The sequence below is a fragment of the Streptomyces sp. CLV115 genome (assembly GCF_038448545.1).
Classification (GTDB): Bacteria; Actinomycetota; Actinomycetes; order Streptomycetales; family Streptomycetaceae; genus Streptomyces; species Streptomyces sanglieri.
The window spans coordinates 58,607-82,408 of sequence record NZ_JBCEWQ010000019.1 but is presented as its reverse complement, the minus strand read 5'-3'; the positions used below and the strand labels follow the sequence as shown (position 1 = coordinate 82,408).

The 23,802-nt window shown below is 70.2% G+C and carries 19 protein-coding genes; 13 read left to right on the top strand and 6 right to left on the bottom strand.

Annotation, left to right across the window (positions count from 1 at the left end; genetic code table 11):
• Positions 1–55 precede the first annotated feature (55 nt).
• A complete protein-coding gene (locus tag AADR41_RS10350) occupies positions 56–1,072 on the bottom strand; it encodes an alpha/beta hydrolase (protein WP_342281034.1) in 1,017 nt (338 codons plus the stop codon).
• 87 nt (positions 1,073–1,159) lie between these two features.
• On the opposite strand from AADR41_RS10350, the gene AADR41_RS10345 reads away from it, so the two are divergent.
• From AADR41_RS10345 to AADR41_RS10330, 4 genes are all read left to right on the top strand, one after another.
• Complete coding sequence (locus AADR41_RS10345) at positions 1,160–1,540, top strand: MerR family transcriptional regulator (protein ID WP_342281033.1); 381 nt, start codon at positions 1,160–1,162, stop codon at positions 1,538–1,540.
• A gap of 64 nt (positions 1,541–1,604) precedes the next feature.
• Entirely contained in the window at positions 1,605–2,861 is a 1,257-nt protein-coding gene (locus tag AADR41_RS10340; RefSeq protein ID WP_342281032.1) for an MFS transporter, read from the top strand.
• A gap of 21 nt (positions 2,862–2,882) precedes the next feature.
• On the top strand, positions 2,883–3,041 hold the full coding sequence (locus tag AADR41_RS10335; protein ID WP_342281031.1) for a hypothetical protein: 159 nt from the start codon (positions 2,883–2,885) through the stop codon (positions 3,039–3,041).
• 674 nt (positions 3,042–3,715) lie between these two features.
• On the top strand, positions 3,716–5,299 hold the full coding sequence (locus tag AADR41_RS10330; RefSeq protein WP_342281030.1) for an alpha/beta hydrolase: 1,584 nt from the start codon (positions 3,716–3,718) through the stop codon (positions 5,297–5,299).
• Between the two features lie 578 nt (positions 5,300–5,877).
• On the opposite strand, the gene AADR41_RS10325 is transcribed toward AADR41_RS10330, so the two are convergent.
• Positions 5,878–6,069, bottom strand: coding sequence for a hypothetical protein (locus tag AADR41_RS10325; RefSeq protein WP_342281029.1), 192 nt, complete (start codon positions 6,067–6,069; stop codon positions 5,878–5,880).
• 414 nt (positions 6,070–6,483) lie between these two features.
• On the opposite strand from AADR41_RS10325, the gene AADR41_RS10320 reads away from it, so the two are divergent.
• Positions 6,484–7,026 (top strand): hypothetical protein, encoded by a 543-nt coding sequence (locus tag AADR41_RS10320; RefSeq protein ID WP_342281028.1) that lies wholly within the window; start codon positions 6,484–6,486, stop codon positions 7,024–7,026.
• A gap of 236 nt (positions 7,027–7,262) precedes the next feature.
• Here AADR41_RS10320 and AADR41_RS10315 read toward each other — a convergent pair whose 3' ends face one another.
• The gene (locus AADR41_RS10315) at positions 7,263–8,228 is read right to left on the bottom strand and encodes an ArsR/SmtB family transcription factor (RefSeq protein WP_342281027.1); all 966 of its coding nucleotides are present in this window, start codon (positions 8,226–8,228) and stop codon (positions 7,263–7,265) included.
• 231 nt (positions 8,229–8,459) lie between these two features.
• Between AADR41_RS10315 and AADR41_RS10310 the strand changes: the two genes are divergently transcribed.
• Both AADR41_RS10310 and AADR41_RS10305 read left to right on the top strand, forming a co-directional pair.
• Positions 8,460–9,125: a nitroreductase gene (locus AADR41_RS10310; protein WP_342281026.1), complete on the top strand. Its 666-nt coding sequence runs from the start codon at positions 8,460–8,462 to the stop codon at positions 9,123–9,125.
• Between the two features lie 381 nt (positions 9,126–9,506).
• Complete coding sequence (locus AADR41_RS10305; protein WP_342281025.1) at positions 9,507–10,718, top strand: MBL fold metallo-hydrolase; 1,212 nt, start codon at positions 9,507–9,509, stop codon at positions 10,716–10,718.
• Between the two features lie 109 nt (positions 10,719–10,827).
• Here the strand turns inward: AADR41_RS10305 and AADR41_RS10300 are convergent, their stop codons facing one another.
• Positions 10,828–11,037 carry a cold-shock protein gene (locus AADR41_RS10300; protein ID WP_342281024.1) on the bottom strand — a complete coding sequence of 70 codons (210 nt, stop codon included), beginning with the start codon at positions 11,035–11,037 and terminating at the stop codon, positions 10,828–10,830.
• 457 nt (positions 11,038–11,494) lie between these two features.
• Between AADR41_RS10300 and AADR41_RS10295 the strand changes: the two genes are divergently transcribed.
• On the top strand, positions 11,495–13,069 hold the full coding sequence (locus AADR41_RS10295) for an alpha/beta hydrolase (RefSeq protein WP_342281023.1): 1,575 nt from the start codon (positions 11,495–11,497) through the stop codon (positions 13,067–13,069).
• Between the two features lie 452 nt (positions 13,070–13,521).
• Here the strand turns inward: AADR41_RS10295 and AADR41_RS10290 are convergent, their stop codons facing one another.
• Both AADR41_RS10290 and AADR41_RS10285 read right to left on the bottom strand, forming a co-directional pair.
• Positions 13,522–14,361 carry a hypothetical protein gene (locus AADR41_RS10290; RefSeq protein WP_342281022.1) on the bottom strand — a complete coding sequence of 280 codons (840 nt, stop codon included), beginning with the start codon at positions 14,359–14,361 and terminating at the stop codon, positions 13,522–13,524.
• Positions 14,362–14,923: 562 nt separating this feature from the next.
• Positions 14,924–15,493 (bottom strand): TetR/AcrR family transcriptional regulator C-terminal domain-containing protein, encoded by a 570-nt coding sequence (locus tag AADR41_RS10285; protein WP_342281021.1) that lies wholly within the window; start codon positions 15,491–15,493, stop codon positions 14,924–14,926.
• A 70-nt stretch (positions 15,494–15,563) separates the two neighbouring features.
• On the opposite strand from AADR41_RS10285, the gene AADR41_RS10280 reads away from it, so the two are divergent.
• From AADR41_RS10280 to AADR41_RS10260, 5 genes are all read left to right on the top strand, one after another.
• Positions 15,564–16,814, top strand: a complete 1,251-nt coding sequence (locus AADR41_RS10280) for an FAD-dependent monooxygenase (RefSeq protein ID WP_342281020.1) — start codon at positions 15,564–15,566, stop codon at positions 16,812–16,814.
• Between the two features lie 232 nt (positions 16,815–17,046).
• Positions 17,047–19,455, top strand: a complete 2,409-nt coding sequence (locus tag AADR41_RS10275; protein WP_342281019.1) for a hypothetical protein — start codon at positions 17,047–17,049, stop codon at positions 19,453–19,455.
• A gap of 132 nt (positions 19,456–19,587) precedes the next feature.
• Complete coding sequence (locus AADR41_RS10270; protein WP_342281018.1) at positions 19,588–21,567, top strand: protein-arginine deiminase family protein; 1,980 nt, start codon at positions 19,588–19,590, stop codon at positions 21,565–21,567.
• A 146-nt stretch (positions 21,568–21,713) separates the two neighbouring features.
• Entirely contained in the window at positions 21,714–23,096 is a 1,383-nt protein-coding gene (locus AADR41_RS10265; RefSeq protein ID WP_342281017.1) for a sensor histidine kinase, read from the top strand.
• Positions 23,093–23,767, top strand: a complete 675-nt coding sequence (locus AADR41_RS10260) for a response regulator transcription factor (RefSeq protein WP_342281016.1) — start codon at positions 23,093–23,095, stop codon at positions 23,765–23,767. Before AADR41_RS10265 ends, AADR41_RS10260 begins: the two co-directional genes overlap by 4 nt.
• The last annotated feature ends 35 nt before the right edge of the window (positions 23,768–23,802 follow it).

Here is a 23,802-nt window from a genome sequence, read left to right as displayed (position 1 = left end):
CAATAGCCCAGCCAATCCGCCCGCAACGCAGCGCGGTGCGGGCGGATTGGCTGGGCTATTGGGGTCCGCCCGGCGCGCGGGAGGAGTGCAGGGCCCGGTTGAGTGCGGTCATGCGGTAGTCGGTGATACGGGCGCTGAGTTCTGCGTCGGGGGCGAGCAGCTCGCCGGCGTGGATCCCTCCGGGGTAGACGTGGAGTTCGACGGGGACGCCGGCCTGCATGAGCCGGTTGGCGTAGATGAGGTCTTCGTCGCGGAACAGGTCGAGGTCGCCGACGTCCAGGTACGTGGGCGGCAGTCCGCTGAGATCGTCGGCCCGAGCGGGGGCGGCGTAGGGGCTGACGTGGTCGGTGCCGATTCTGTCGCCCAGGAGGGACTGCCAGCCCTGGAGGTTGGCGGCACGGTCCCAGATGCCGATGTCGGTGATCTCGTGGCTGGACGGTGTCGTGTTGCGGTCGTCGAGCATCGGATAGGGCAGCATCTGGAAGGCCACGCGAGGGCCTCCGCGGTCGCGGGCGAGCAGCGCGACGCCGGCGGCCAGGCCGCCACCCGCGCTGCCGCCGTAGAGGGCCAGTCTGCCGGGGTCGATGCCGAGCGAGGAGGCGTTGCGGGACATCCACAGCAGTGCGGCGTAGCAGTCCTCGACGGGGGCCGGGTCGGGGTGTTCCGGTGCCAGGCGATACTCGACGGAGACGACGACCGCGTCGACCGCCTCGACGAGGGGCAGCACCTGCCGGTGGTCGGTCTGGACGCTGCCGGTGATCATGCCGCCGCCGTGGATGTACAGGATGCCCGGGAGAGTGCCGGCGTCCGTGCTGTCTGCGGGGCGGTAGATCCGTACGTTCAGCTCCGGGCCGTCGGCCGGGCCGGGCACGGTGAGGTCTTCGTACCGCACCCGGTCATTGGGCGGCAGCGCGGCGAGGGCCGCTCGGTTCATCTCCTCGTACAGTTCGCGTTGGCGCGGGATGTCGAAGTTGACGAGGCCGCCAGGCCCGGTCAGCGCGTGCAGATTCCGCAGGCCCTGGTGGGTCTCGGGGTCGATGCGGTCGGTCGGGCTGGGGTTGGGGATGGACATGTGTTTCCTTTCGGGGGCTGAGATGACGTAACGTAAAACCCTCACGTGAGCGTGAGGGTCAACCGGGGACGGCGTGAGGTGGGACACATGAAGATCGGCGAGCTCTCTCGGATGACCGGCGTCAGCGTGCGCGCGCTGCGCTATTACGAGGAAGAGGGGCTGATCCGACCGACTCGGAGCAGCAATGGCTATCGCGACTTCTGTGAGGGCGCCGACGAGGTGGTTCGGCAGATCCGCGGGCTGATCGAGTGCGGGTTGCCCACCCGGATCATCCGCGACATCCTGCCGTACCTGGACGGCCCGTCGGATCTGCTGCCGCCAGTCCCCTGCGCGCAGATGCTCGACCAGGTGGCAGCCGAGCGGGAGCTCCTCGACAGCCGTATCCGGTGCCTGACCCGCAATCGCAACGCCGTCGACGCCTATCTGCGAGCCGCCCGGAGGGCCGCTCGCGCGACGGCGGACGGATGAGTCCGGGCTTGGCGGGCACTTGGATTTGACCCTCACGTAGACGTGAGGGTTTTAGCCTCCGGGCATGACCTCTGACGTTCATTCCTTGCCTACCGCCAATCCCTCGTCCACCAGCGCGAGTTGGCCCCTGAGCGGACTGCTGGTGCTGGCCGGATCCGCATTCGTCACCATCCTCACCGAGGCTCTGCCGGCCGGAGTGCTGCCCGCGATGAGCGCCGATCTGGGCGTCTCCGAGGCACGTGCGGGGCTGCTGATCACCGTCTACGCACTGGCCGCCGCCCTCACCGCGATCCCGATGACCGCCTGGACGCTGGTCCTGCCGCGTCGCACCCTGCTGCTGGCGCTGCTCCTCGGCTTCGCGGCCACCAACGTGGTGACGGCCATCTCCACCGGTTTCGCCCTGACGCTTGCCGCGCGGGTCGTCTCCGGAGTGTTCGCCGGCCTGCTGTGGGCAATGGTTCCGGCGTATGCGGCGCGGCTGGCCCCGCAGCGCAGCGGCAAGGCGATCGCCACCGCGCTGGCCGGCATGACGGTCGGGCTCTCGCTCGGCATCCCGGCGGGCACCGCGCTCGGCGGACTCATCGGCTGGCGCGCCACCTTCGGGCTGCTCACCGTGCTGGCCGTGGCCCTGGCCGGCACCGCGCTGTGGCGCCTGCCGCAGCTGGCCGGCGAGGCTGCGAGCCGTGGCACGGGGCTGATGCGCACCATCCGTACGCCCGGAATCCGCGCCATCAACGTCGCGTCGCTCCTGATGGTCCTCGGCTTCTACGTGCTCTACACCTACATCGCTCCGTTCGTGGAACAGGCAGGGTTGGGAGTCGGCACCAGCACCGTGCTGTTCCTGTTCGGCCTGGGTTCCATGGTCGGCGTCTGGATCGCCGGAGCCACCGCCGACCGTCGGCTGCGCGTCGCCACGATCGGCCTGTTGGCCCTGGCCGCCGGATGCTTGGTGGTATTCGGTGCGGTTGGGCACAGCACCGTGGCCGTGGTGCTCGGTTCGGTGTTCTGGGGCGTGACGCACGGCGGCATTCCGACACTGACACAGACCGCAGGGGTCAAGGCGGCCCCGCTCGATCCCGACACCGCCAACTCTCTCTGGGTCACCGGCTGGAACGTCGGCATGGCCGGCGGCTCCCTGCTCGGCGGCACCGTCCTGGACAGTGCCGGCTCGGGGGCACTGCCTTGGACGGCCTCCGCCCTGCTCGCTGCCTCCGTGCTGACGGCCGCGCTGGCCCGACACGCCGGTTTCCCCTCCCCCAGCCGCATGCAGGCCCGTGACCACGACCGCGCGCAGCGGGGCTCTGCCGCGCTCGAAAAGTAGCGGAATCCGGCTCGGCCGACCGTGGCAGTGGGATCCCCGCGCCACTTCACCTTCGACGGCACCGACAACACCAGCCGGTTGTTGTCCTTCGATGGTCGCCCACTGCGATGCGCCGGAGCGGCAGGCCTCCTTGAGAGCGACGACGTGGTCGATGTCGATGCCGTCGGCGGAGTCGAGTGAGCCGCGGTAGTGGAGGGTCGGCCGGGCGCCGGACCTCGCCTTCGCCGCTGCGGTTCTGGTCGCGGTCGGCATCTTCTACGGGCTGGTGGCGCCTGGGACTGCCGGGCCACGGTGATGCGATCGGCCGGCTGCTCGGCCTCGACGGCGGCGAGCGTCGCCGGAATCGCCGCGCTCACGCATCAGCTCCTCGACCCCGCGGAAGCGGAGCGGGAAGCGAAAGCGCAGCCACACCCAGTGCGCGATGACCTCCACCGGGTACCGGCGCCCCCTCGCACAACGGCGCCGCTCCGTCCACGGACGCCCCCTCCCAGCACGACCGATCAGAAGATCGACTCACCTGGTCGGTCAACATGCCGGTGCAGTAATGGTGTTGATCTGTTGTCACAGTCTCGGTGCCGGGCAGTGGACGATCCGTTGCTGGGGATGGCCGCACCGGGATCGGGGGGACAGCCGTAGTGAGTAGGGCTACTGCTGTGCATAGCGTCTCCGGTGTGAGACATATACGGAACGGGGCGAAGAGATCCCCCTTCGACAGACACCGACCGGACCCGGCCGCAGCAGTGTCGGCTGTCCCGTCGGGTGTGGTGGCGGTTGCCCCACCCACGGCGAACGCGGCACGTACGACCGGCACTTCCGACCACAGCACCCAGCACCCAGCACCCCAAGGACGCTTCGTGATCAACTCCAGCCCCGCCGTGCACCGCACCGCCGCGGTGGGCCTCGCCCTCGTCACCTGCCTCGGCTCGGCCCCCGCCGCCACGGCCGCGCCGGTCCCCACCATGGCGAAGTCCGAAGCCCGGCTCGACCGTTACTACGATCAGCGCCCGGGCTGGGGCAGTTGCGCCAAGAGTTCGGGCGACACCATGGGCCGTGATCTGGACCAGGCCGGCGTGCAGTGCGCGGACATCACCGTGCCGCTCGACTACGCCGACCCCCGGGGCCGTACGATCACCGTCGCGATCTCCCGGCTGAAGGCCACTGACACCCGCCACCGCATCGGCTCGATCCTGCTCAACAACGGCGGCCCCGGCGGCACCGCCCTCGAATCCCCGCCGGAATTCCACGCGTGGATGAAGAAGGTGGGCCCTCGTTACGACATCGTCGGCTTCGACCCTCGCTTCGTCGGCCGCAGCACCCCGCTGGACTGCGGTTGGCCCGTCGGTACCAATCTCTTCTCGGCCGGTCGCAGCCGGGCGGGCTTCGAGCGCCAGGTCACCTTCCAGAAGGATCTGGCAGACAAGTGCCGGGCCACCAACGCCTCCGTGCTGCCGCACGTCACCACCCGCAACACGGCCCGTGACATGGACGTCATCCGCGGCGCGCTCGGCGAGAAGAAGATCTCCTACTTCGGCTACTCGTACGGCACCTACCTGGGCACCGTCTACACCCAGATGTTCCCCGGCCGGACCGACCGCATGGTCCTGGACGGCGCCATCGACCCACGCAGGTACGGCCCCCGGCTGCTTCGGGAGGCCGTCGGTGAGAACGAGCAGGCGCTCGCCGACTGGGCCTCTTGGGCTGCCGCCCGCAATGACACCTACGGCCTCGGCCGCACCCGCACCCAGGTTCTCGCCACCATCGATCGTGTCATCAGGGCATCCGCGCGCGCACCGCTGACCGTCGGCAGCGCCCCGGACGCCTTCCGGCTCGACGACACCCGGACCCCGTTCCTCCTGCTCGCCGGTCTCGACAGCGACACCGACGCGTCCCGCGCTGCCCTCGGCGAGCAGGTGTCCGTGCTGAACCGGGCCGCGGCCGGGCAGCCGACCCGGCTGTCACCGCAGTTCGCCGGGCTACTGCGGTTCGCGCTGACCGGCGAGCAGTCCCACTACGGCAGTGTTCAGTCCGCGGTCATCTGCGGGGACGTGGCGGCCCCGCGTGACCCCGAGGTCTACTGGCGGGCCATCGAGCGCAGCCGCGCCGCGTACCCGCGCTTCGGCCCGCTGGCCAACAACATCGGTCCGTGCGCCTTTTGGGACCGGCCCCGCGAGAGGCCCACTCAGGTGAAGCACGACGCCAAGGCGCTGATCGTGTCCGCCACCGGCGACACCCGCACCGCCCACAAGGGTGCCGTCGCCCTGCACGGCCTGCTGCCGAGCTCCAAGCTGATCACCCTCAAGGGTGCGAACCGGCATGCGATCTACGGGCTGTACGAGAACGCCTGCGTCGACAACATGGTCAACCAGTACCTGGCCACCGGCCGGCTACCCGCCAACGACCGGACCTGCTCCAAGCAAGCCGGGCTTCAGCCCGGGTGAGCGCACATTCCTTGATCAGGTGCTTCCCTCAAGAGGTGCCGCGCTTGTCTTGAGGGGAGACTCGACAGGAACGGCCCGCCCCGCACACCGGCTGTGCGTGCGGGGCGGGCCCGCGAGTGACCATCAGACCCGGTGCAGAGCCCCCATGGCCGGGCCTGCCCCGGGGTGGGAAGGGGTCGAGAGCGTGTACCGCCCCGGACGCGGGTTCGGCTGCGCAGGCGGGCCGGGTCAGGTCAGGTCAGGTCAGGTCAGGTCAGGTCACCTGATGTCACGTCAGCCTTCGCCCCGGGCATGACCAGGCCGCTTTCGTACGCGATCACCAACGTGTGGGCCCGGTTCTGCGCGCCGAGCCTGGTCAGCACGTCCCGATGTGTGGTGTCGCCGTTTCCAGGCTCACCGTGAGCGGCTCCGCGGTCTCCGGGTCGGGCAGGCCGGGCGAGCTCGCCCGGCCTGCCCGAGCGCTCGGATATCAGCTCACGAACCCGCCCTCTGAACACCTGGCACAAGCCTCATCTTGACGATCACGAAGGACATCCGGATCCGCGTGCATCGCGCCTCGGCGCAGCTCCCCCCTCGGCTCAGCTTCCCCTCGGCACCTCGACGTCGTAGACCAGCGCATACACGATGTCCCGGGCCTGGCGCAGGTCGTAGCCCGTCGCGTCCACGATCACCTTGACCGCCCGGATGGTGTCGCCACCCAGCATGAACATGCGCGCGTCGGCCTGCGCCTCGGCCGGAACCGGCAGGGCGCGGGCTCGCCGTGGATCCACGCTCCGCGGGATCCTCGGCAGCTCGCCCTTGTTTTTCCTTGCCCCGAACACCTGCAGTCCCCCCAACCCCTCGCCCGTACGACCAGTTCGTGGAGCGCATCCTATGCGGACGGGCGCTCCGGCAGATTCAACGTCCTCGCCGAGGCCGGCGCCGGCGGCTTCGCCGGGGAGCGGACAACCACCCTGAGCATCACGCGGCACAGCCCGTCCGCGTTGTCGCCCGTCCCGAGCAGTCCGGCCTCAACGCCTCTCGGTGTGAAGGGTCGGCCTGCTCCCGGCCTCAGCTCCGGTGCGAGACCGCACCCTCCGAAGGGGCCGGGTTGCACGGACTCGCCCCGCGCAGAGAAGGATACGGGGCGGGAGGGGATTTGAATGTGTTCAGAAATACAGGATCCGGGCCAGACACAGGTACGCGTGAGGGACAGGTTCGGCGCGGTGCTGGCGACTTCGATGTCGATGCTGCTCGTCGAGGCTGCGATCGGGACGGTCGTGCTCGTCGTGTGGGAGCTGATCCACGCGAGCCCGGACCATCCCTACAACGCGGCGGGGGCGCTCGTCCTGATCGTGGTGACGCCGCTTTGGGCAGCTGCCCCCTGCGCCCTGCTGACGGTCGGCGTCGTGATGCCGCTCCTGGTCGTGGCCGGACGGCTCGGCCGCAGGGTCTCGGGGCGCGAGGCGTGGTGGTGGGTCCCGGCGCTGGCAGCCGCCGCAACTGCCCTGCCGTTCCTGGCCGCGGTGGTACTCGAAGAAACCGGCCTCCCGGCGGGCGTCGGCGGGTGGCTCGCCGTGACGGCGGCGCTCGCCGCCACGACGCTGGTCGCCCGCAGGCTGCTGCTGCCGGACCGCCCGCAGCTCTCCGGTGGCACGATGTTCGGGCTGGTGACGGTGTACGGGACGCTCGCTGTCGTCACCGCTGGCACGCTCGCCGTCATCGGCCTGTACTTCGGGATCGTGTAGGTTCACCCGCGGTCGGCTACGTGCATTCGAGCTGCCCGCGGCTGCGGGAAGGGCCGGTGGCCCGCGTCGGGCAGGGTCTGCCGGCCGATACGCCACTCCGGCCACGCGGCCAGGGCCAGGTTCTTGTCCCAGGTCGGATGTCCCGCCCGGGGCTCTTGCCGGGTCTCTTGCCGAGGCTCTTGCCGGGCGAGCACGACGTTGCGGTGAACGGGCTGAGGGCACTTGTCGGGGCGGCTTCATGCCGTCAGTTGATCGCCGAGTGGGCTGCGCAGGTACAGCACGAGGTGTCCCTGCCGAGCCCGGGTGACCAGTCCTGCCCGGTGGAGAACACCCAGGTGCTGGCTCACTGTGCCAGGGCTGAGCCCCAGCCGGTGGGCCAGGTCGGTGGTGCTCGCGGGCTCCGCGAGCTGGGTCAGGAGGAGGGCCCGGGTGCCGCCGAGCAGGTCGGCCAGGGCTTTTGGCGGGGTGGCCGCGTTCGTGTGCCAGGCCATTGCACGGCCCCGGGCGGGGTAGACGATCCTGGGCGCCAGTGCGGGGTTGAAATGTGTGCTGGCATGTTCGCAGAACAGGGACGGAGTGAACGTCACTCCGCGACCGTCCACTGCGAGGTCACGGTGTTCGTCGCGGCGGGCGTCCACGGTGAGGGTGCCTGCCTGCCAGCGCAGGCCCGGGTCGATGTCGGGGAACACTGCTGCGGCGCCGCCGTCGGCCAGCCGCCGGGCTCGGTGCAGGATGTCGGACCGCAGGACGGCCTGCATGCGCGGCCAGTGCGGTGCGACCACGAGCGCCCAGTAGGCGTACAGGGCGTCGGCGATGCGCGTGAGCAGGGCCAGGGGGTCTTGGAACACCTGCTGGAGTCCGGGGCGTAGCTCTGCACCACTGGCGGCCTGGATCAGTTCGGTTGTCACACGCTCGGCCGGTGTAGCCCGCAGAACGGTGAATTCGCCGTCGACATCGGGGGACGGGCCGGCGGGGTGTGGGGTCAGGAAGTCGGCGATGCGTCTGCGCGGCCCGAGCAGAGATTGCAGCAGGGGCCAGTCGAGTTGCCGCAGCAGCGGGGCGCCTTGGCGCAGGAGGGGCTGGTGCTCGGCGTGCCGGACCGGGTTCTGCCACGCCCGCAGGCTCAGAACGGTCTCTTGCAGAGGGGAACACGCGAACCGGACAGAGGCAAGGTCGTCCAGGTCGAGCCGCAGCAGCAACATTCGGCCCAGACTAAATGTCTCGCACGGCAGGTGGTCAGCCTGGTGGGATCACCGTCATGACCACTGCCTCTGCCTCTGCCTCTGCCTCTGCCCGGAGAGGCTCGACGACGACAGCGACGTACGACCGCAGCGGTGCTGCGCATGAGTGTGTCCCGGACCGCCTCTCGGTCTCTTCTGTGTGCTGAAGTCGGTGGAAAGATGACTGTCGTTGGGTGAAAGGACGAGAACTACGTGGATGTGTATGAGGCCGTGGACGGTCGGAGGGCCGTGCGGGCGTTCAGTGATGAGCCGGTGCCCCAAGAGGTGCTCGAACGAGTGCTGGCCATGGCGACGCGGGCTCCGTCGAGCGGGAACCTTCAGCCGTGGCACGTATACGTTGTGGCCGGAGAGCCCCTGGCCGAGCTGAAGACACGTGCGACCGCAAGGGCGTTGGCGGGAGATCCGGGGGATGAGCGGGAGTATCCGATGTACCCGGCCGAACTGGCCTCGCCGTATACGGACCGCTTCGCCGCCGCGGCCGCCCAGCGGTACGAGGCGTTGGGCATCGAGCGCGACGACCCCGACAGACCCATGAAGATCGCCGCGTTGAACTCGGAGGCGTTCGGGGCACCGGTCGTGCTGTTCTGCTACCTCGACCGGGCGATGGGCCCCGGGCAGTGGGCGGACGCGGGGATGTATCTGCAGACGGTCATGCTGTTGCTGAGGGCGGAAGGGTTGCACAGCTGCCCCCAGGTGATGTGGACGATGTACCGCAAGACCGTCAGCCGGATCGTCGGAGCCGACGACGGGCGCGTGCTGTTCTGCGGTGTCTCGGTCGGATTCGAGAAGGAAGGCGTGCCACGACTGCGCACCGGACGGGCTGACATGACGGAAACAGTGAGCTTCATCGGGGTGTGACCGCCAGGCGGGCGCACCACAGATCCGACGAGCCGACCAGCCCTCATTTTGAACATCACGGGTACGGTCCGTCTCTTCCCGCGTGGACCTGCGCCCGCTCCACGGCATGGGACACCCGCCGAAACACGAGCGCCCCGACGAGACCGCCGCGACCGTCCTGGACTTTCTGCACGATGCGGTCCTGCACCCGCCATCCGGCGTCGCAAACCGGGGCCCAGCCAGTCATGGAAGGCAGGAGTGCCCGCTTCCCTCAGTCGGCACGACGAACGGAGATGCCATGAGGAACTGCGTTGCCGGCACGGCCGGTGCCATCGGCAGCCGGCTCGTGACCCAACTCGTCGTGCGCGGCCATGGGGCCACCGGCGTGACTGCCGCGCGCTCATGGCTTGCTACGGACTTCGGCTATCGGCACCTCGTCGCGAGCGGGGCGGGCCGACGACTCTGGCGCAGGCTCGCGACTGGTACGAGCTGGAAGAACTGGACGACGGCCTCGTCCGCATCACCGAGCCGCATGTCGACAAGTTGGTGCGGGCCAACCTGTGGTGGCTGCGCGGAGCGGACCGCGATCTCGTCGTGGACGCGGGCCTGGGCGTCGCCGGTCTGCGCCGGCACATTCCTCGCATGTTCGAACGGGATCCGCTGGTCGTCCTCACCCACGCGCAACTGGACCACGTCGGCGGAGCACACGAGTTCTCAGAACGGGCGGCCCACAAGGCCGCCGAAGAGCCTCTGGCACAGGGCGTGCCCTCCAGTGCCTACGGGTTCCGAGCTCTACAGAGAACTTGGTGTGGAGACAGTCGAAGGAGACCTGCCTGGATTGCTGATCGAGGCGCTGCCGCACATCGGCTACGACCCTCGCACCCACCGCGTGCAGCCGCTCAGGTGCACCGCACCCTCCAGGACAGGGACGTCATCGACCTGGACGGGCACTCGCCGGCCGTTCTGCACCTGCCCGGGCACACCCCCGGCTGTATCGCCCTCCTCGAAGAACGCACCGGGGCGCTGTTCACCGGCGACGTCATCTACAACGGCCACCTCATCGACGACCTCCCCGAATCCGATCCGTCGGACTACCGGCGCAGCTTGGCGCTCCTGGCCGACCTGGACATGTCGATCGCGCACCCGGGCCACGGCCGCAGCTTCGACAGGCAGCGCCTGCGGAAACTCGCGCACAACTACCTGAGCGCGCCCCCTGCGTGGACCCGCCACGGTGGTTCCAGCGCCACGCACTTCCGTCGACAAGGGCCTCTCTTCGACATCACTCGTGGCTTCACTCGTCACGCAGGCGCAGTGAGCCCCGTTCGGCCTCCTCGATCTGCTCGACCTGCATCGCGGATCTTCTGGCGCAGAGCGGCGTTCTCCGCTCCAGCGGCGTGGGCGGCTTTGTCGGTGCCTCCGCCCGACTTCCCCGCGGCCGGCTCGCACCAACTGCCCGCACCCGGTTCCGCAAGGTCTCGGGATTGGCTCCCGGACCGGCAGCGAACGCTGCTGCTCGTGCGGTCAGGGATGAGTGCCCCGACAGGATGGAGCTCCCGGGACGGCCCTGCGGCCGCTTCGCACGTTCCGCAAGGCCGACCCGTCTTCCCGATGTGACCACCGGCCGGCCCGGCAGCCGACGTCCGCACCCCCTGAAAGCACGGGCCCGGGGAGGGCCCGGAGAGAGGGCGGGCATCATCCGGGGAGGGTCATGGGGGATCTGCTCCTACGCGGCCTGGACTTTGTCGGCCTGCATGCCCTTCTGTCCCTGGACAGCCTCGAAGGTGACCGCCTGGCCTTCCTTCAGGGACTTGAAGCCGTTCCCTTCGATCGCACGGAAGTGGACGAAGAGATCGGGACCGGACTGCGGAGTGATGAATCCGTAGCCCTTCTCGTCGTTGAACCACTTCACGGTGCCGTTCTGGCGCTCGGCCATTTCTCCTCCTGATCGTGTGCGGGTGGGCGCGCACCCCGCGATCATTCCACTCCGAGTGACGAAATCGACACGAACAGCGATGGTCTGTCAGGGGGAACGCCGCGCGGGGCAGGAGTGCGCTGACAGCCCGGCGGGGCCGAGCCACCGGTTCACGTTGCCTCGCTGCCGCATCGTCGTCTTCCGGCTCGGGTGAAGCCGGTGCTCAAGCCCCTCATCAGCGGTCCGTCGATGCCTCCGGCCCCGAAGGCCGGTGGCCCCCATTGCGGAGCCACGAAATCAGCAACGGGGCGCAGCTAGTACTCAGGGTGCACATCGACGGCCCGTACTGGTGCGTCTGACGTACCGGCATCTCGTGCCGCACGGCGATGCGCGCGGGCGGGGTGCGCTGGAAGGCTCGACCCGCCCGGCCCGGACGCTCTCCGGACCGGCCGTGTTCATCACCGTCAGGAGAAGCACCATGATGACCCCCGGCACAGCCGTACGGCGCGCCTCGGCCGTAGGACTCGTCCTCGCCGCCGGCCTCACCACCGGCCTGACCACCCCACCCGCGACCGCCGCGACGCCCGAGACCGCCGACGCGGCCCCTGCGGCCGGGCTCGGCCGTTACTACCAGCAGCGCCCCCACTGGCACCGCTGTACCCAGGGTGCGGACGACGAGACGGGCCGCGCTCTCGACGCCGCGGGCGCACGCTGCGCGGATGTGACCGTGCCACTCGACTACGGCAAGCCCCGCTCCCGGACCATCACCGTCGCCATTTCCCGCCTGAAGGCCACCGACACCCGCCACCGGATCGGCTCCCTCCTGGTCAACCCCGGAGGTCCGGGCGGCCCGGGTCTCGGCATCGGGCTCGCCGTGCGCCCCATGATGAAGGAGACCGGTGCCCGCTATGACGTGATCGGCATGGACCCGCGCTTCACCGGCCGCAGCACTCCCCTGGACTGCGGCCTGTCCTCCGGCCCCGGCCTGCTGTCGGCCGGCCCCGACCGGGCCGGCTTCGACCGCCAGACGGCCCGCGCCAAAAGCGTCGCGGAGCGGTGCCGGGCCACCAACGGGTCGCTCCTGCCGCACGTCACGACACGCAACACCGCCCGCGACATCGATGTCGTCCGCAGCGTCCTCGGCGAGCGGAAGATCTCCTACCTGGGCTTCTCCTACGGCACGTATCTGGGCACGGCCTACACCCAGATGTTTCCCACCCGCCACGACCGGGTGGTCCTCGACAGTGCCCTGGACCCCGACCGCTACAACCCCCGCCTCCTGAAGGGGGCCGACGCCGAGAACGAGAAGGCGTACGACGACTGGGCCGACTGGACGGCCGCGCGCCACGGCACCTACGGGCTCGGCCGCACCCGCGAACAGGTACGCGCCACCCTCGACGACGTGATCGCCGCCTCCGCCCGCGAACCGCTCACCGTCGGCACCGCTCCCGATGTCTTCCGCCTCGACGGCAGCCAGGTCCCCGCCCTGCTCTTCACCGAACTCGCCGACGAGACCGACCCGGCGCGTGCCTTGCTGGCCGAGCACATGTCCCTGCTCGTCCGGGCCGCCGATGGCCGCCCCACTCCCCTGCCGCCCGCCTTCGCCGGACTGCTGCGCAGCGTGTTCACTCCTGCCGGTTCCTCCGTCGCCAGCGCCCAGACCGCGATCCTGTGCGGCGACGTATCCGCCCCGCGCGACCCCGAGACGTACTGGCGCGACATCGAACGGGGCCGCGCCGCCCACCCGTTGTTCGCCCCGCTGACCGAGAGCATCACTCCGTGCGCCTTCTGGGACCGCCCGCGCGAGGCGCCCGTCCGGGTCCGCCACGACACCCGGGCCCTGATCGTCGCCTCCACCGGTGACCCCCGCGTCCCCTACACCAACAGCGTCGCCCTGCACGACCGTCTGCCCAGCTCCCGCCTCCTCACCCTCGACGGCGCCAACCAGCACGTCAATTACGGCGTCTACGGCAACGCCTGCATCGACTCCACCGTCAACTCCTACCTCGCCACCGGACGCCTGCCCGCCCGCGACCGCACCTGCGCCAAGTAGCCCGGCAGCGGCACCACGAGCCCTCGGCCCGGACGTCACCCGACGCCCGGGCCGAGCGCCTCGTCTCCCCGGTCCCGGCACGGCGAATCGATGCGGCCGCCGGTCTTTTCTCCGGTCAGGCGAAACCGGCCGGGCCAAGCTGTTCCTGCCCCTCGCGGAGCGCCCCCGTGCCGATCATGCCGTGCCCGCCGACCCGGCACTCGAACAGTGGCCGGGGGCCGGGGGCCTCGTACTGAATCCCGCTCTCTCGGCCTCTTCCGAGAGAGTCCGGTGAGCGGCACGCACAGCCTCCGTGCCGGGGCCGTGGCCGCCGGAGTAGCCACACTGAGTTCCTGGGAATCGCAGGACACTGCCACTGCGGCCCCCTGCCGCTTCGTCGCCTGCCGACACGGCGAAGAGCCCGGCAGACGGCGAGTGATGTGCCGGTGTCGGCGTACTCGCACATGTGGTCCTCACCCGCCGTTGAAGAAGACCAACAGTCCCTGTGCCGAATCGGATGCGGTGGACAGATTGGCGACCGCGAGAACGATCACGACCAACGATGACGATGCCGACAGCACCCCGAATGCCCCCAGCACACGCTTGGTGTGCCTGTCGGACGGCCCCGTTCGCCGGAACCGCTTCCACAGCACCGAGCTCAGGGCGATGAGGGCGACCGCCACGGCCACGGCCATCACCGCCAACGCCACGTGATATCGAGAGTTGTCACTGATCATCGCCTCAAGGGCGGGCGGAGACGAGGCGCCCGTGTTCAAGGAGTCGGCGAGTCGCTGCCGGACCTGGTCGAGTGTGTCGGCGAGCCTTCCGTGGTGAGCCCCCACGGGCAGCATCGACAGCAGTGAGGTGAACGGCGCTGCCGCACCCTGGATGTTGGCCACCACGATCAGCGACGAGAACAGGGCGAGCGTCGTGATGACGACCCCGGCCGTCGCAACGGCAGCCCTCCTCGCCGGCCCGAGACCGCCGCTCAGCAAGTAGGCCCTCCGGAGAAGAGCACCGAGCACTGCGAGCACGATCAACAAGACGGCGGCGATCGCCGCCTTGGTCACGTGGAAACGGAACCAGTAGTCGACGACTCTCTCCATCCCCGGGGAAAGCACCCGGTCACCGGAGTTCCAGTACCGGACGAACTCCTCGCTGACGGTGTCGATGAGGTTGCGCTGATCCGCGAAGCCGTCCTGCGAACCGTTCGCCGCCAGCATGTGCGGCACCACGAACACGGCAGGTACAAGGGCCGCGGCGAGGGCGGCGAGCAGGGCGAGCGCGCGGCCCGAGACGTCTGCGAGTCGCATGGAGGCCGCAGGACCGGACAAGTGGACTCCCTCTGGAGAAACGGTGCGGTTGGTCGGTCCGGCAATCCTGCCTCGTCCCGGCCGCCCGGTCCCTGGGGAACACCCCCTGTTTCGCCTGGGGTTCTCCCTACCGGCGACGAGGTGTTACGCAAGGTGCGGCGACGCCGGAACTCCAGGTCGGGTTCGCCGCTGCCGTAGCGCTCCATCCGCTCGGCCACCGGGCGAGGGGCGCATCTGCCGGCAGTGGGCCCGGCCCCCCAAGACCGCCGCCGTCGCTCCTTTGCCCCGGTGCGCGTACCGCTGCACCGCCTCGCAGACGAAGGTCTTCTCCGTGTCGCGCTGCATCGCGTCGTCGAGCGAGTCGTACTGGATCTCCTGCCGGACCATGCGGGTTCCGTCGGTTGTCCACTCCCCGTGCAGGCGCCCGGTCATCCGCGGGTGGCCGGCTTCGCGGTGACAGGGATCGTTGAACACGGTCACCCTCTACTCGGGCCCGGTCCCACACCCGCTCGGTGGATCTCTCCCCCCATCTGGCGCGTGACCCGTGGTACCGGTCGATTCCCTACACCCCGATACGCTGCGCCAGGCCGTTCAGGATGAGGGCGAGGCCTGCCTCGAATGCCGACTCGTGATCGATCACGGGCACGTCGGCCGGTAGATCCGCGCTGTCCCCCGGGTCGGTTTCTGCCTGCTCCTCCAGGACGCTGCCGACCGTGAAGCGGCTTGCGGCCAGCATCGCCATCTGCGCGTCCCGCTCAGGGACACCCGAGGCCACGAGGAAGTCCATCTTGCGGCGGATCCGGTCGAGGTCGGCGGTGGGGGTACTGCCGGCGTGGAGCCGTGCGCCGTCCCGGCGCAGCAGCAGGGTGCGCCTGAAACTGCGCGTGTTGTCCGCGAACCAGTCGCGCCAGTCGTCGTCGGGTGTCGGCAGGGACGCGGTCGCATGGGGTGTCATCGCCGCCTCCGCCATGGCGGCGAGCAGGTCCTTCTTGGTGCGGAAGTACCAGTAGAGCGACGGCTGCTCGACGTTCAGCCGCTTCGCCAGCCTTCTCGTGCTGACGGCGTCCAGCCCGACCTCGTCGAGCAGGCCGAGCGCCTCGGCGATGACGAGCTCGCGGTTCATCTTGGTCATGTTGACAATCTATCGCTGATAGATGACTCTGAAAAGGAATCTTTCACTGATAGATTTTGGAGGGTCGGGCATGGCGAGAGGATCGGACAAGCAACCGCTGAGGGTGCTCGTCGCCGGCGGTGGGATCGCGGGGCAGGCCCTGGCCCTCTGGCTCACCCGGGGCGGCCACCAGGTGACCGTCGCCGAACGTGCTCCGGCACTGCGTGCCACCGGGGCCCAGGTCGATCTGCGAGGTCAGGGAATCGAGGCCGTCAAGCGAATGGGGCTCCTCGACGCCGTCCGCGCCAAGCTCGTGGACGAGGCGGGCGTCGCCCTCATCGACTCACGCGGCAAGGCCAGGGCGACGATCATGGCCAACACCTCTGGGAAGGGCCGGCAGACCCTCACGTCCGAGTACGAGATCATGCGCGGGGACTTGGTACGGATTCTGCACGACGCCACCAAGGACGACACCGAGTACGTCTTCGGCGTGGGCGTGGATGGCTTCGAGCAGGACGCCCACAAGGTCGTCGGGCACTTCTCCGACGGATCCTCCGGCGAATTCGACCTCCTGGTCGGCGCGGACGGGCAGGGATCGCGCATCCGGCGGGCGATTCTCCCGGAGGGGCTCGACCCGTACTGGCGGGTGGGCATCCACATGGCCTACTGGTTCGTTCCGCGCATCGCGTCCGACAGCAACATCCGGAACACCTACATGGTCCCGGGCGGCCGTCAGATCATGCGTCGCAGCCACAACCCGACCGAGACCCAGGCGTACTTCGTCATACGGGAAGACTCCGAGGAGGCCTCGGCAGTCCACCGGGCGCCCGTCGAGCGCCGGCAGGAGTTCTGGGCGAGCAGGTTCCGTGATGCCGGATGGCAGACCGAGCGCTTCATCGAGGGCATGAAGACCAGCCCGTTCTTCTACTCCCAGGAAATCGTCCAGGTCCGCACCGACACCTGGTCGAAGGGTCGCGTGGTCCTGGCCGGTGACGCCGCGCACTGCGCCTCCCCCTACAGCGGCATGGGCATCTCCGGCGGCCTGGTCGGCGCCCACGTCCTGGCCGGTGAGATCAACCGTCACCCGGGCGACCTGCCGACCGCACTGGCGAACTACGACCGCGTGCTACGGCCCTTCGTCAACGAGATCCAGGGCGAAGTCAACCCACGCCTGCTGCGCCTGGGCCTGCCGATGACCCAGCGCGCGATCGATGTCTTCCATGCCACCACCGCGCTGGCCTGCTTCCTGCACGTCCCCGACCTCGTCGCGCGACTTTCGACGCAGGACCGCGGTGGCCACTGGCAGCTCCCCGAGGATCCGGCACCGACCGCCGCCGCCTGAGAACGACCGAGCAGCTCGCACCGACGGCCGCCACGACCACGCCCTGCCGACCGGGCGTACGATGCGGCAGGACGAAGGCTCCTACGCCTGTACGGAATCGTCCGCCGCCTTGAGCCGGGAACCACAGAGACGTGTCGAGACGTCACATCCGGTACTCGGAAGGGCCGTTGGGCTCCTCACCGGAGTGGACACCTTCATCGCGACTCACCGCGCATACGGGGGATGTGTCACCGTGACTCACCGCACTCGGCACCGCCTGACGACGACCGTCAGCTCCATCACCGCCGCCTTCGCTCTCACCCTCCCGCTCGCGGGCAGTGCGGCTTTCGCGTCATCTTCCGCCGCCGCCCGCCCGGCCGCGGGCCGGCCGGACACCGGCGCCGCACCCGCCTCGGCACCTGCCCTGCCGGCCGGCGTACCGGGCAGCGGGAAGCTGCCGTACTACGAGGACAAGCTCATGAAAGAGCTTCTGATGATCCGGCTCGCCATGGAGAAGGGGCAGCCGGGCAGGGCGTTCAGCGAGTGGTCCAACGTGGCCTTCGCCCTCGTCGACCCGACGGGTCTGAGCGAGGAGCAGTTGGACGTCATCGTCGGCAACCCGCCCCAGGGCAGCGGCCCGCTGGTCGTCTACCGAAAGGTCGACCTCTTCGAGTTCCGCGACTACCTGCCCGACGGCGCGTACCAGCGCGTGCGCGATGCGGGCCTCGACCACCTGCTGATGGTCGGCGGGATGAGCTTTCCCAAGCGCCAGAACTCCGACGAGACCAACGACCCCGGCAGTCACTCCGAGACCCTCGTACTGCGCGCCCTGGAACGGCTGAACGCCGACCCGGGCTACGGCGGCGCCTCCTTCGACGAGCTCACCTGGGCCTCGGAGCGGGCCTTCTGCCAGCAGTGCCGCCAACTGGTCGACGGCGGCGCCCGCCGCTTCTACTCCTACGACTACGACCTCACCGATGCCGAGGTCTCCGAGCGCAACCAGAAGATCGCCGTGGCGATGAAGAAGCACACCACGGACGAGGCCCGGGAACGGGCGGTGAAGGCGATCAACGCCAAGTACAAGAAGATCGCCTCGAAGCGCAACGAGGAAACCCGGCTGCAACTGGGCAAGGACGTCCCCAAGGCGAGGAAGGAGTACGGAGAGGAGCAGCAGCGCGAGAAGGAGTACCAGGAGGCGACCAAGGACACCATGAAGGTCCCGGGCACCCCGTGCCCCGGAACTGCGGTCAACAGCGCATCGATGCACGGAAGTTCGCCTGTCACTCTGACGAATCCCGCGGTCTTCACCCGCTTCGGCGCCCCGCGCTCCCAGCCCTGCGACGAGAACGAGGGGACTTCCGCACCGCGCAGCAGCGGCCTGGCGCAGGCCCTCGCCGACCCGGCCTCCGCACCGGGTGGCATCGACTTCACCACCCTGGAGCTGCGCTACCTCTCCGACTCCGGCAAGGGACTGCAGTACGCCTTCAGTGCGGGCCCCGGCGGGCCCGGCAACGAGAAGAACCCGGCAGCAGGCGTGAAGGCCGCCAAGGAGAGCTCGGACGCATTCTTCGTCTGGCTGTCCATGCCGCGCTCCACGTTCTGGGTGAACCTCAACCCGACCGAGCCGGACCGTATCGTCGACGCGGACCTGGGCCGCACCGACGTGGGCCGCATCCTGCTCCAGGCCGACCTTCAGCTGAAAAAGACGACGGCCGCCCTGATACACCCGAAGACCGCGCTGGGCAAGAAGTTCTGGAACCGGATCGACGGCAGGTGCATGTCGTTCCGCACCTGGATCGTTCCCGGTGAGGCACGCGTCAACGAGCAGGACGACCGGCTCTACATCCTCGACGCGCCGCTGAAGGTGAAAATGGAGTCGCAGCACCTGTCCGGACAGGGCAGCGGAGGTGCCGCATCCTGCAAGGACCGCAGCTCCCCCGGGTCCGAGGAGCGCAACGAGAAAACGTTCCGGGACCTGATCCTGCCCGGCATCGAGCGGGCTGTGAACCACGCGTCGCAGTACGCCGCCCTGCGCCGCGTCCATCTCTCCAGGGTCGCCGCAGAGTGGTACCGCGAGCGCGCCCCCCAGGGCCCGTCCACGTACGGCGACCTCATCGACCGAGGCGACGTGAGCCGTTGGAAGACGCGGACCACGTGGAAGCCGCGCGACACCTTCGACGCCTACGTGCACTCGTACAAGCACGGCGAGTTCAAGGTCACCGAACGTTCCCGCAAGGGCAACTACATCTACACGCACACCTACATCTACGGCGGCGTCGACCTCTCACGGCTCCGACTGCAGAAGGTCGCCTCCACCGAAGCCTTCCGCGACCGCTGGGCCGGCATGCGGCAGGACACCGCCCGGTCCGCTCGGACGGCGCGCCCCGCCGCCAACGGCAGGCAGATCTGGATGGGCGGCGACAACTCGCTCGCCAGCAAGGGCAGTTCCGGGGACAAGGAGGACAAGGGCTCGGGCAACGGCCATGACGGCGGGGGCAGCGAAAAGGGCCGGAGCGCCGCACAGTCCGCCGGGGATTCGTCCGGCATCCTCGGAGGCCGGCTGGTGCCGCTGCTGGTGGGGGGCGCCGGGCTGTTGTTCGTCGCGGTTCTGGTCCGCAGGCGGTCAGGACGGGTACGGCGGGGGTCGAAGCCCGGCTGGTGAGGAGAGCGCGTGCCCCGGCCGGGGGCGTGGTCCGGCAGCCCCGCCGAAAGGATGAGACGGTTCCCGTCCACCGGACGGGAACCGGCCGTCCGGTGGATGCCCGGCGGTCGGCGCTCCGCCGAGGGTGGGGGCATGGACAACGAAAGCTCACTGCCCACCTCCGGTGCCCGCCCCGTCGGACGCCCTCGCCGCCGGCGGCGCCGTCCGGTGCCCGCGAGCACGGGCGCACTCGGCGCGGCTCTGCTCATGGTCGTGTCCGGAACGCTTCCGGGGCATCCGGCGCATGCCGCGCCGCTCGGACCAGTCATCCGGGCGGACAGGAACCGGGACGGCCGGGTCACCGCCGACGACGACCCCGGCAAGGACATGTGGACCCGCGGCCGCGGTGCGCTGATGCTGCCCAACGTGGACGACGACCAGCGTCGCTGCCCCACCGCAGGCCCCGCCGGCACACGGTTGGCCGATGACCGCCTCGCGGCCTGCAACGACGCCGCGAACTCCGTCATCGACGGCGCGGCCGACCTGGCCGACCTCGCCCCCGTGCGCATCACCGCCGACCCACGCGCCGAGGCCGGGACCACCGCCACCGTCACCGCCGACCCGGCCTCCAGGGACCACGTCCGGATCTTCGCCGAGCGCCGTGGCCGTATGGTCCTGCTGGGGCCCGGCGACCGGCTGAGCACCGGTGAGGTGCGCCACGGCGTCACGCTGGGCGTCGAGGCACGCGACTTCGTACGCGACCCCGAGCAGTGGGCTGGGTTCACCGACCTCGTCCTGAGGGTCGATCGTGGTGGCACCACCCGCGAGGACCGAGTACGGCTCCGGGTCGCGCCGTTGGTGTTCGAGCACGACCTGATGCCGATACGAAGCCTGATGACGGCCGACCACACCACCGGACCGGCCGAGGTGGAGCGCGGCAGGCGCTACGACCCCGCCGTACAGCCACGGCCCGTACAACCCGGAGAGGCCGCGTTCCGCCGCGACCTGCGACGCGGCCTCGACCGGGCCGGGCTGCCCGCCCCGCTGTACAACTACCCCACGGGCGGCGACGTCTGGATGCAGGACCTGTTCAAAACCGCATACGCTTCCATTCCCGCTCCCGGTGGCCGGGAGCACCGCGTCACTGTCGTCGTGCGTTCCGCGGACGTGATGCCGGGTACGGCCACACGCGAGTTCCCCCTGAGGGACGCTTCACGGAGTGCCTTCCCACTGCTGCGCGGCCCCGGTACGGGAGTGCTCCAGCAGTACGACCCCCGGCGGGTCGGCAGCGACGACAGCCAGTACTACGGTTCCTTCAGCTCCACGGGAAACTTCGGAACCCTGCCGCCGTACACCTGGCGTGGCCGCCGCTACCCGGTCGGGCGGGTCGTCTACGGCGGGACCGGGGGCCAGGAATCCCCCGACCCGTCCTTCACCCGGATGCTCGCCGCGCAGGGCTATCAGCGGCCACTGGCAGTGGACACCAGCTGGCTGGGGGTCGGCCACATCGACGAGTTCCTGTCCTTCGTCCCGGCCCGGAACGCCCGGGGCTGGGTGGCGGTCGTCGCCGACCCCGTCCTCGGCCGGAACCTGCTGGGCGACCTCGCGAAGCACGGAGGGGGCGGTCGGGCGCTGGTACGCGGGATCGCCGTGAAGGACACCGAGCACCCCGGTCTCACGGTCGCCGACGCGCTGCGCAAGCCGTCTCTGACCCGTGGCACCGAGATCGCCGCGCGGGGCATCGACGCCGCCCTGCGCACCTTGCGCGATCAGGCAGGCCTGACGGATCGTGACATCGTGCGCGTCCCGGCCCTCTTCAACAGGCTTGATGTGCCGGCCGGTTATCCGCGCCAGGACCTGGTCGCCAACTACCTGCCCGGCGCGGCCAACGGCGTCAGCACCGGCACCGGTGTCTATCTGGCGCCGCGCCAGCACGCCCCGGAGGCGGGCGGCCGGGACACCTTCGAGCAGGCTGCCGAGAAGGCCCTGAGCCGGACCGGTACTCGCATCTCCTGGGTGGAGGACTGGGCCTACTCGCACCACCGGGGCACCGTCGGCGGCGAGGTGCACTGCGCGACCAACGCGCTGCGGAGTCTCTCCGGAACCCGGCCGTGGTGGACCGAGCGGGACTGAACCGGCCCGTGGTGGACCGAGCAGGGCTGAACCGGCCCGTGGTGGACCGGACAAAGCTGAAGCGGGCTATGGCGGACCGAGCGGGTCCGGCCCCGGTCCCGGGCCGCCCCTCGGATTCGCTGTTCCGTCTCATAGGGTCGATGCTCATGAGCGACCGCTACCTGTCCCAACTGCGCGTGCTCGGCGGGCTTCTGCTCCTCGGCGTGGCCGCTGCCGCCTGGACGACCGGGCCTGCCACCGGCGTCTCGATCGTCGCCGTGGGACTGCTGACGACGGGTGCTGCGCTGGCGGCGGCGGCCCGTCTGCCCCGGCGCCGGTCGGCCCGTCGGTGGTTGGGGCCCGCCGCCGCCGTCGGCTCCGGGGCGGTGACGGCGTGCTACCGAGGGCCGGTCGTCAATGCCACGGGCTGGTGGTGGGTGCTGGAGACACTCGCGCTGCTCGCGCTCCTGGTGCCGACGGTGCGTCGGATGAGCGGAACCGCCGGGGCGATCGCGTGCGCCGCGGTACAGGGTGGGGCGATCGCGGCGCTGCCCCTGCGGATCGGCCCGCATCTGACCCCGCCCTCGGGACCGGCGGAAACCGGGGTGCTGTGCCTGCTCTGGTCGCTGCTGGCGGTGGGTGCCGTCGCGTTGGGCGGCTGTCTGCGCGTCCAGGACTCCGGAAGACGCCGGGCACTCGCGGAGCAGCGTCGCGACCAGCGTCTCGAAGTCGCCCGTGATCTGCACGATTTCGCGGCGCACGACGTCATGGGAGTGGTGGTGCTCGTCCAAGCGGCCCGGCTCCTGGCACGGCAGGACCCTGAGCGGGCCGTGGAGTTGTTGCCGCGGATCGAGGAAGCGGGCCTGCAGGCGCTGGCCGCGATGGACCGTACGGTATGGACGCTCAACACGGACGGGTGCCGGGACGAGGGCCGGGGCCGGGACGAAGGCCGGGGCCGGGATGCGGCGGCGCCGAGCGGCGGCCCCGCCCCGCCCGCCGGGCGGCCACCCGGCTCGGAGGGCTCCGACCACTCCCGGGACCGGCGGCGCGACCTGGGTGAACTGCCCGAGTTGGCAGCCCGGTTCACCCGCACCGGCACCGTTCCGGCCCGTCTCGACGTGACCAGCGGCGCGCTGGACGGGTTGCCCGGGGAGGTCAGCGCGACCGGCTACCGGATCGTGGTGGAGTCCCTCACCAACATCCGCCGCCACGCGTCCGCCGCAGCGGTCGTCGACATCACCGCCCGGCGGGTGCCGTTCCGGGTCGGCACGGCTCTCCGTATCACCGTCACGGACACGACCGAGACCGGGGCCGGGTCCGCCCCGCGGGCGTCCCTCCCTCCGGATCGCGCGCGGGGCGGCCTCGGACTGTCCGGGCTCACCGAGCGGGCCGAAGCCCTCGGCGGCTCGCTGACCGCGGGACCGCACGGGGCCGCGGGCTGGCGGGTCACGGCCACTCTTCCGCTGCCCACCGGTGCTCAACCGGCGGCGAACCCGCACGCGCGAACGAGCCCAGCGCGACGCGTGCCCCCCGAGGAGACCGTCGTATGACCACCTCCGGCACCATCCGGATTCTGCTGGCGGACGATCAGGAAGCAATTCGCGCCGGCTTCCGCCTCGTCCTCGATGCCCAACCCGACATGCGGGTGATCGCCGAGGCCGCGGACGGCGTCACCGCGCTCCATGCCGCCCGCCGCATGCGTCCCGACGTACTACTGGCGGACATCCGGATGCCGGGCCTGGACGGCCTCGAACTGACCCGGCGGCTCGCGGGCCCCGAGGCGGACCCGCCCGTCAGGGTCGTCGTGGTCACCACCTTCGACCTCGACGCGTACGTACACGCCGCGCTCCGAGGCGGAGCCTCGGGCTTCCTGCTGAAACGCTCCGGGCCGACGCTTCTGGTCGAGGCGGTGCGTGCGGCGATGTCCGGCGACGCGCTCATCAGCCCGCAGATCACCGCACGCATGCTGCACCGGCTCGTCCCACCTCTCGCCCCGGACGGGAGCCCGCCCGTCGAGCCGCTGACCCCGCGTGAGGAGGAGGTCGCGGTGCTGGTCGCCGGGGGCCTGTCGAACGTGGACATCGGCGAGGAGCTGTTCATCTCGCTCGCCACCGTCAAGTCCCACGTGGCCAACCTCCAGCGCAAGCTGGTCGTCCGTAACCGGGTCGGCATCGCAGCCTGGGCCTGGCAGTCCGGCCTGGCTCCGACCGATCGGATCTGAGGGCTGATCCCCCGGCGGCCGACGTACGGCCCGCC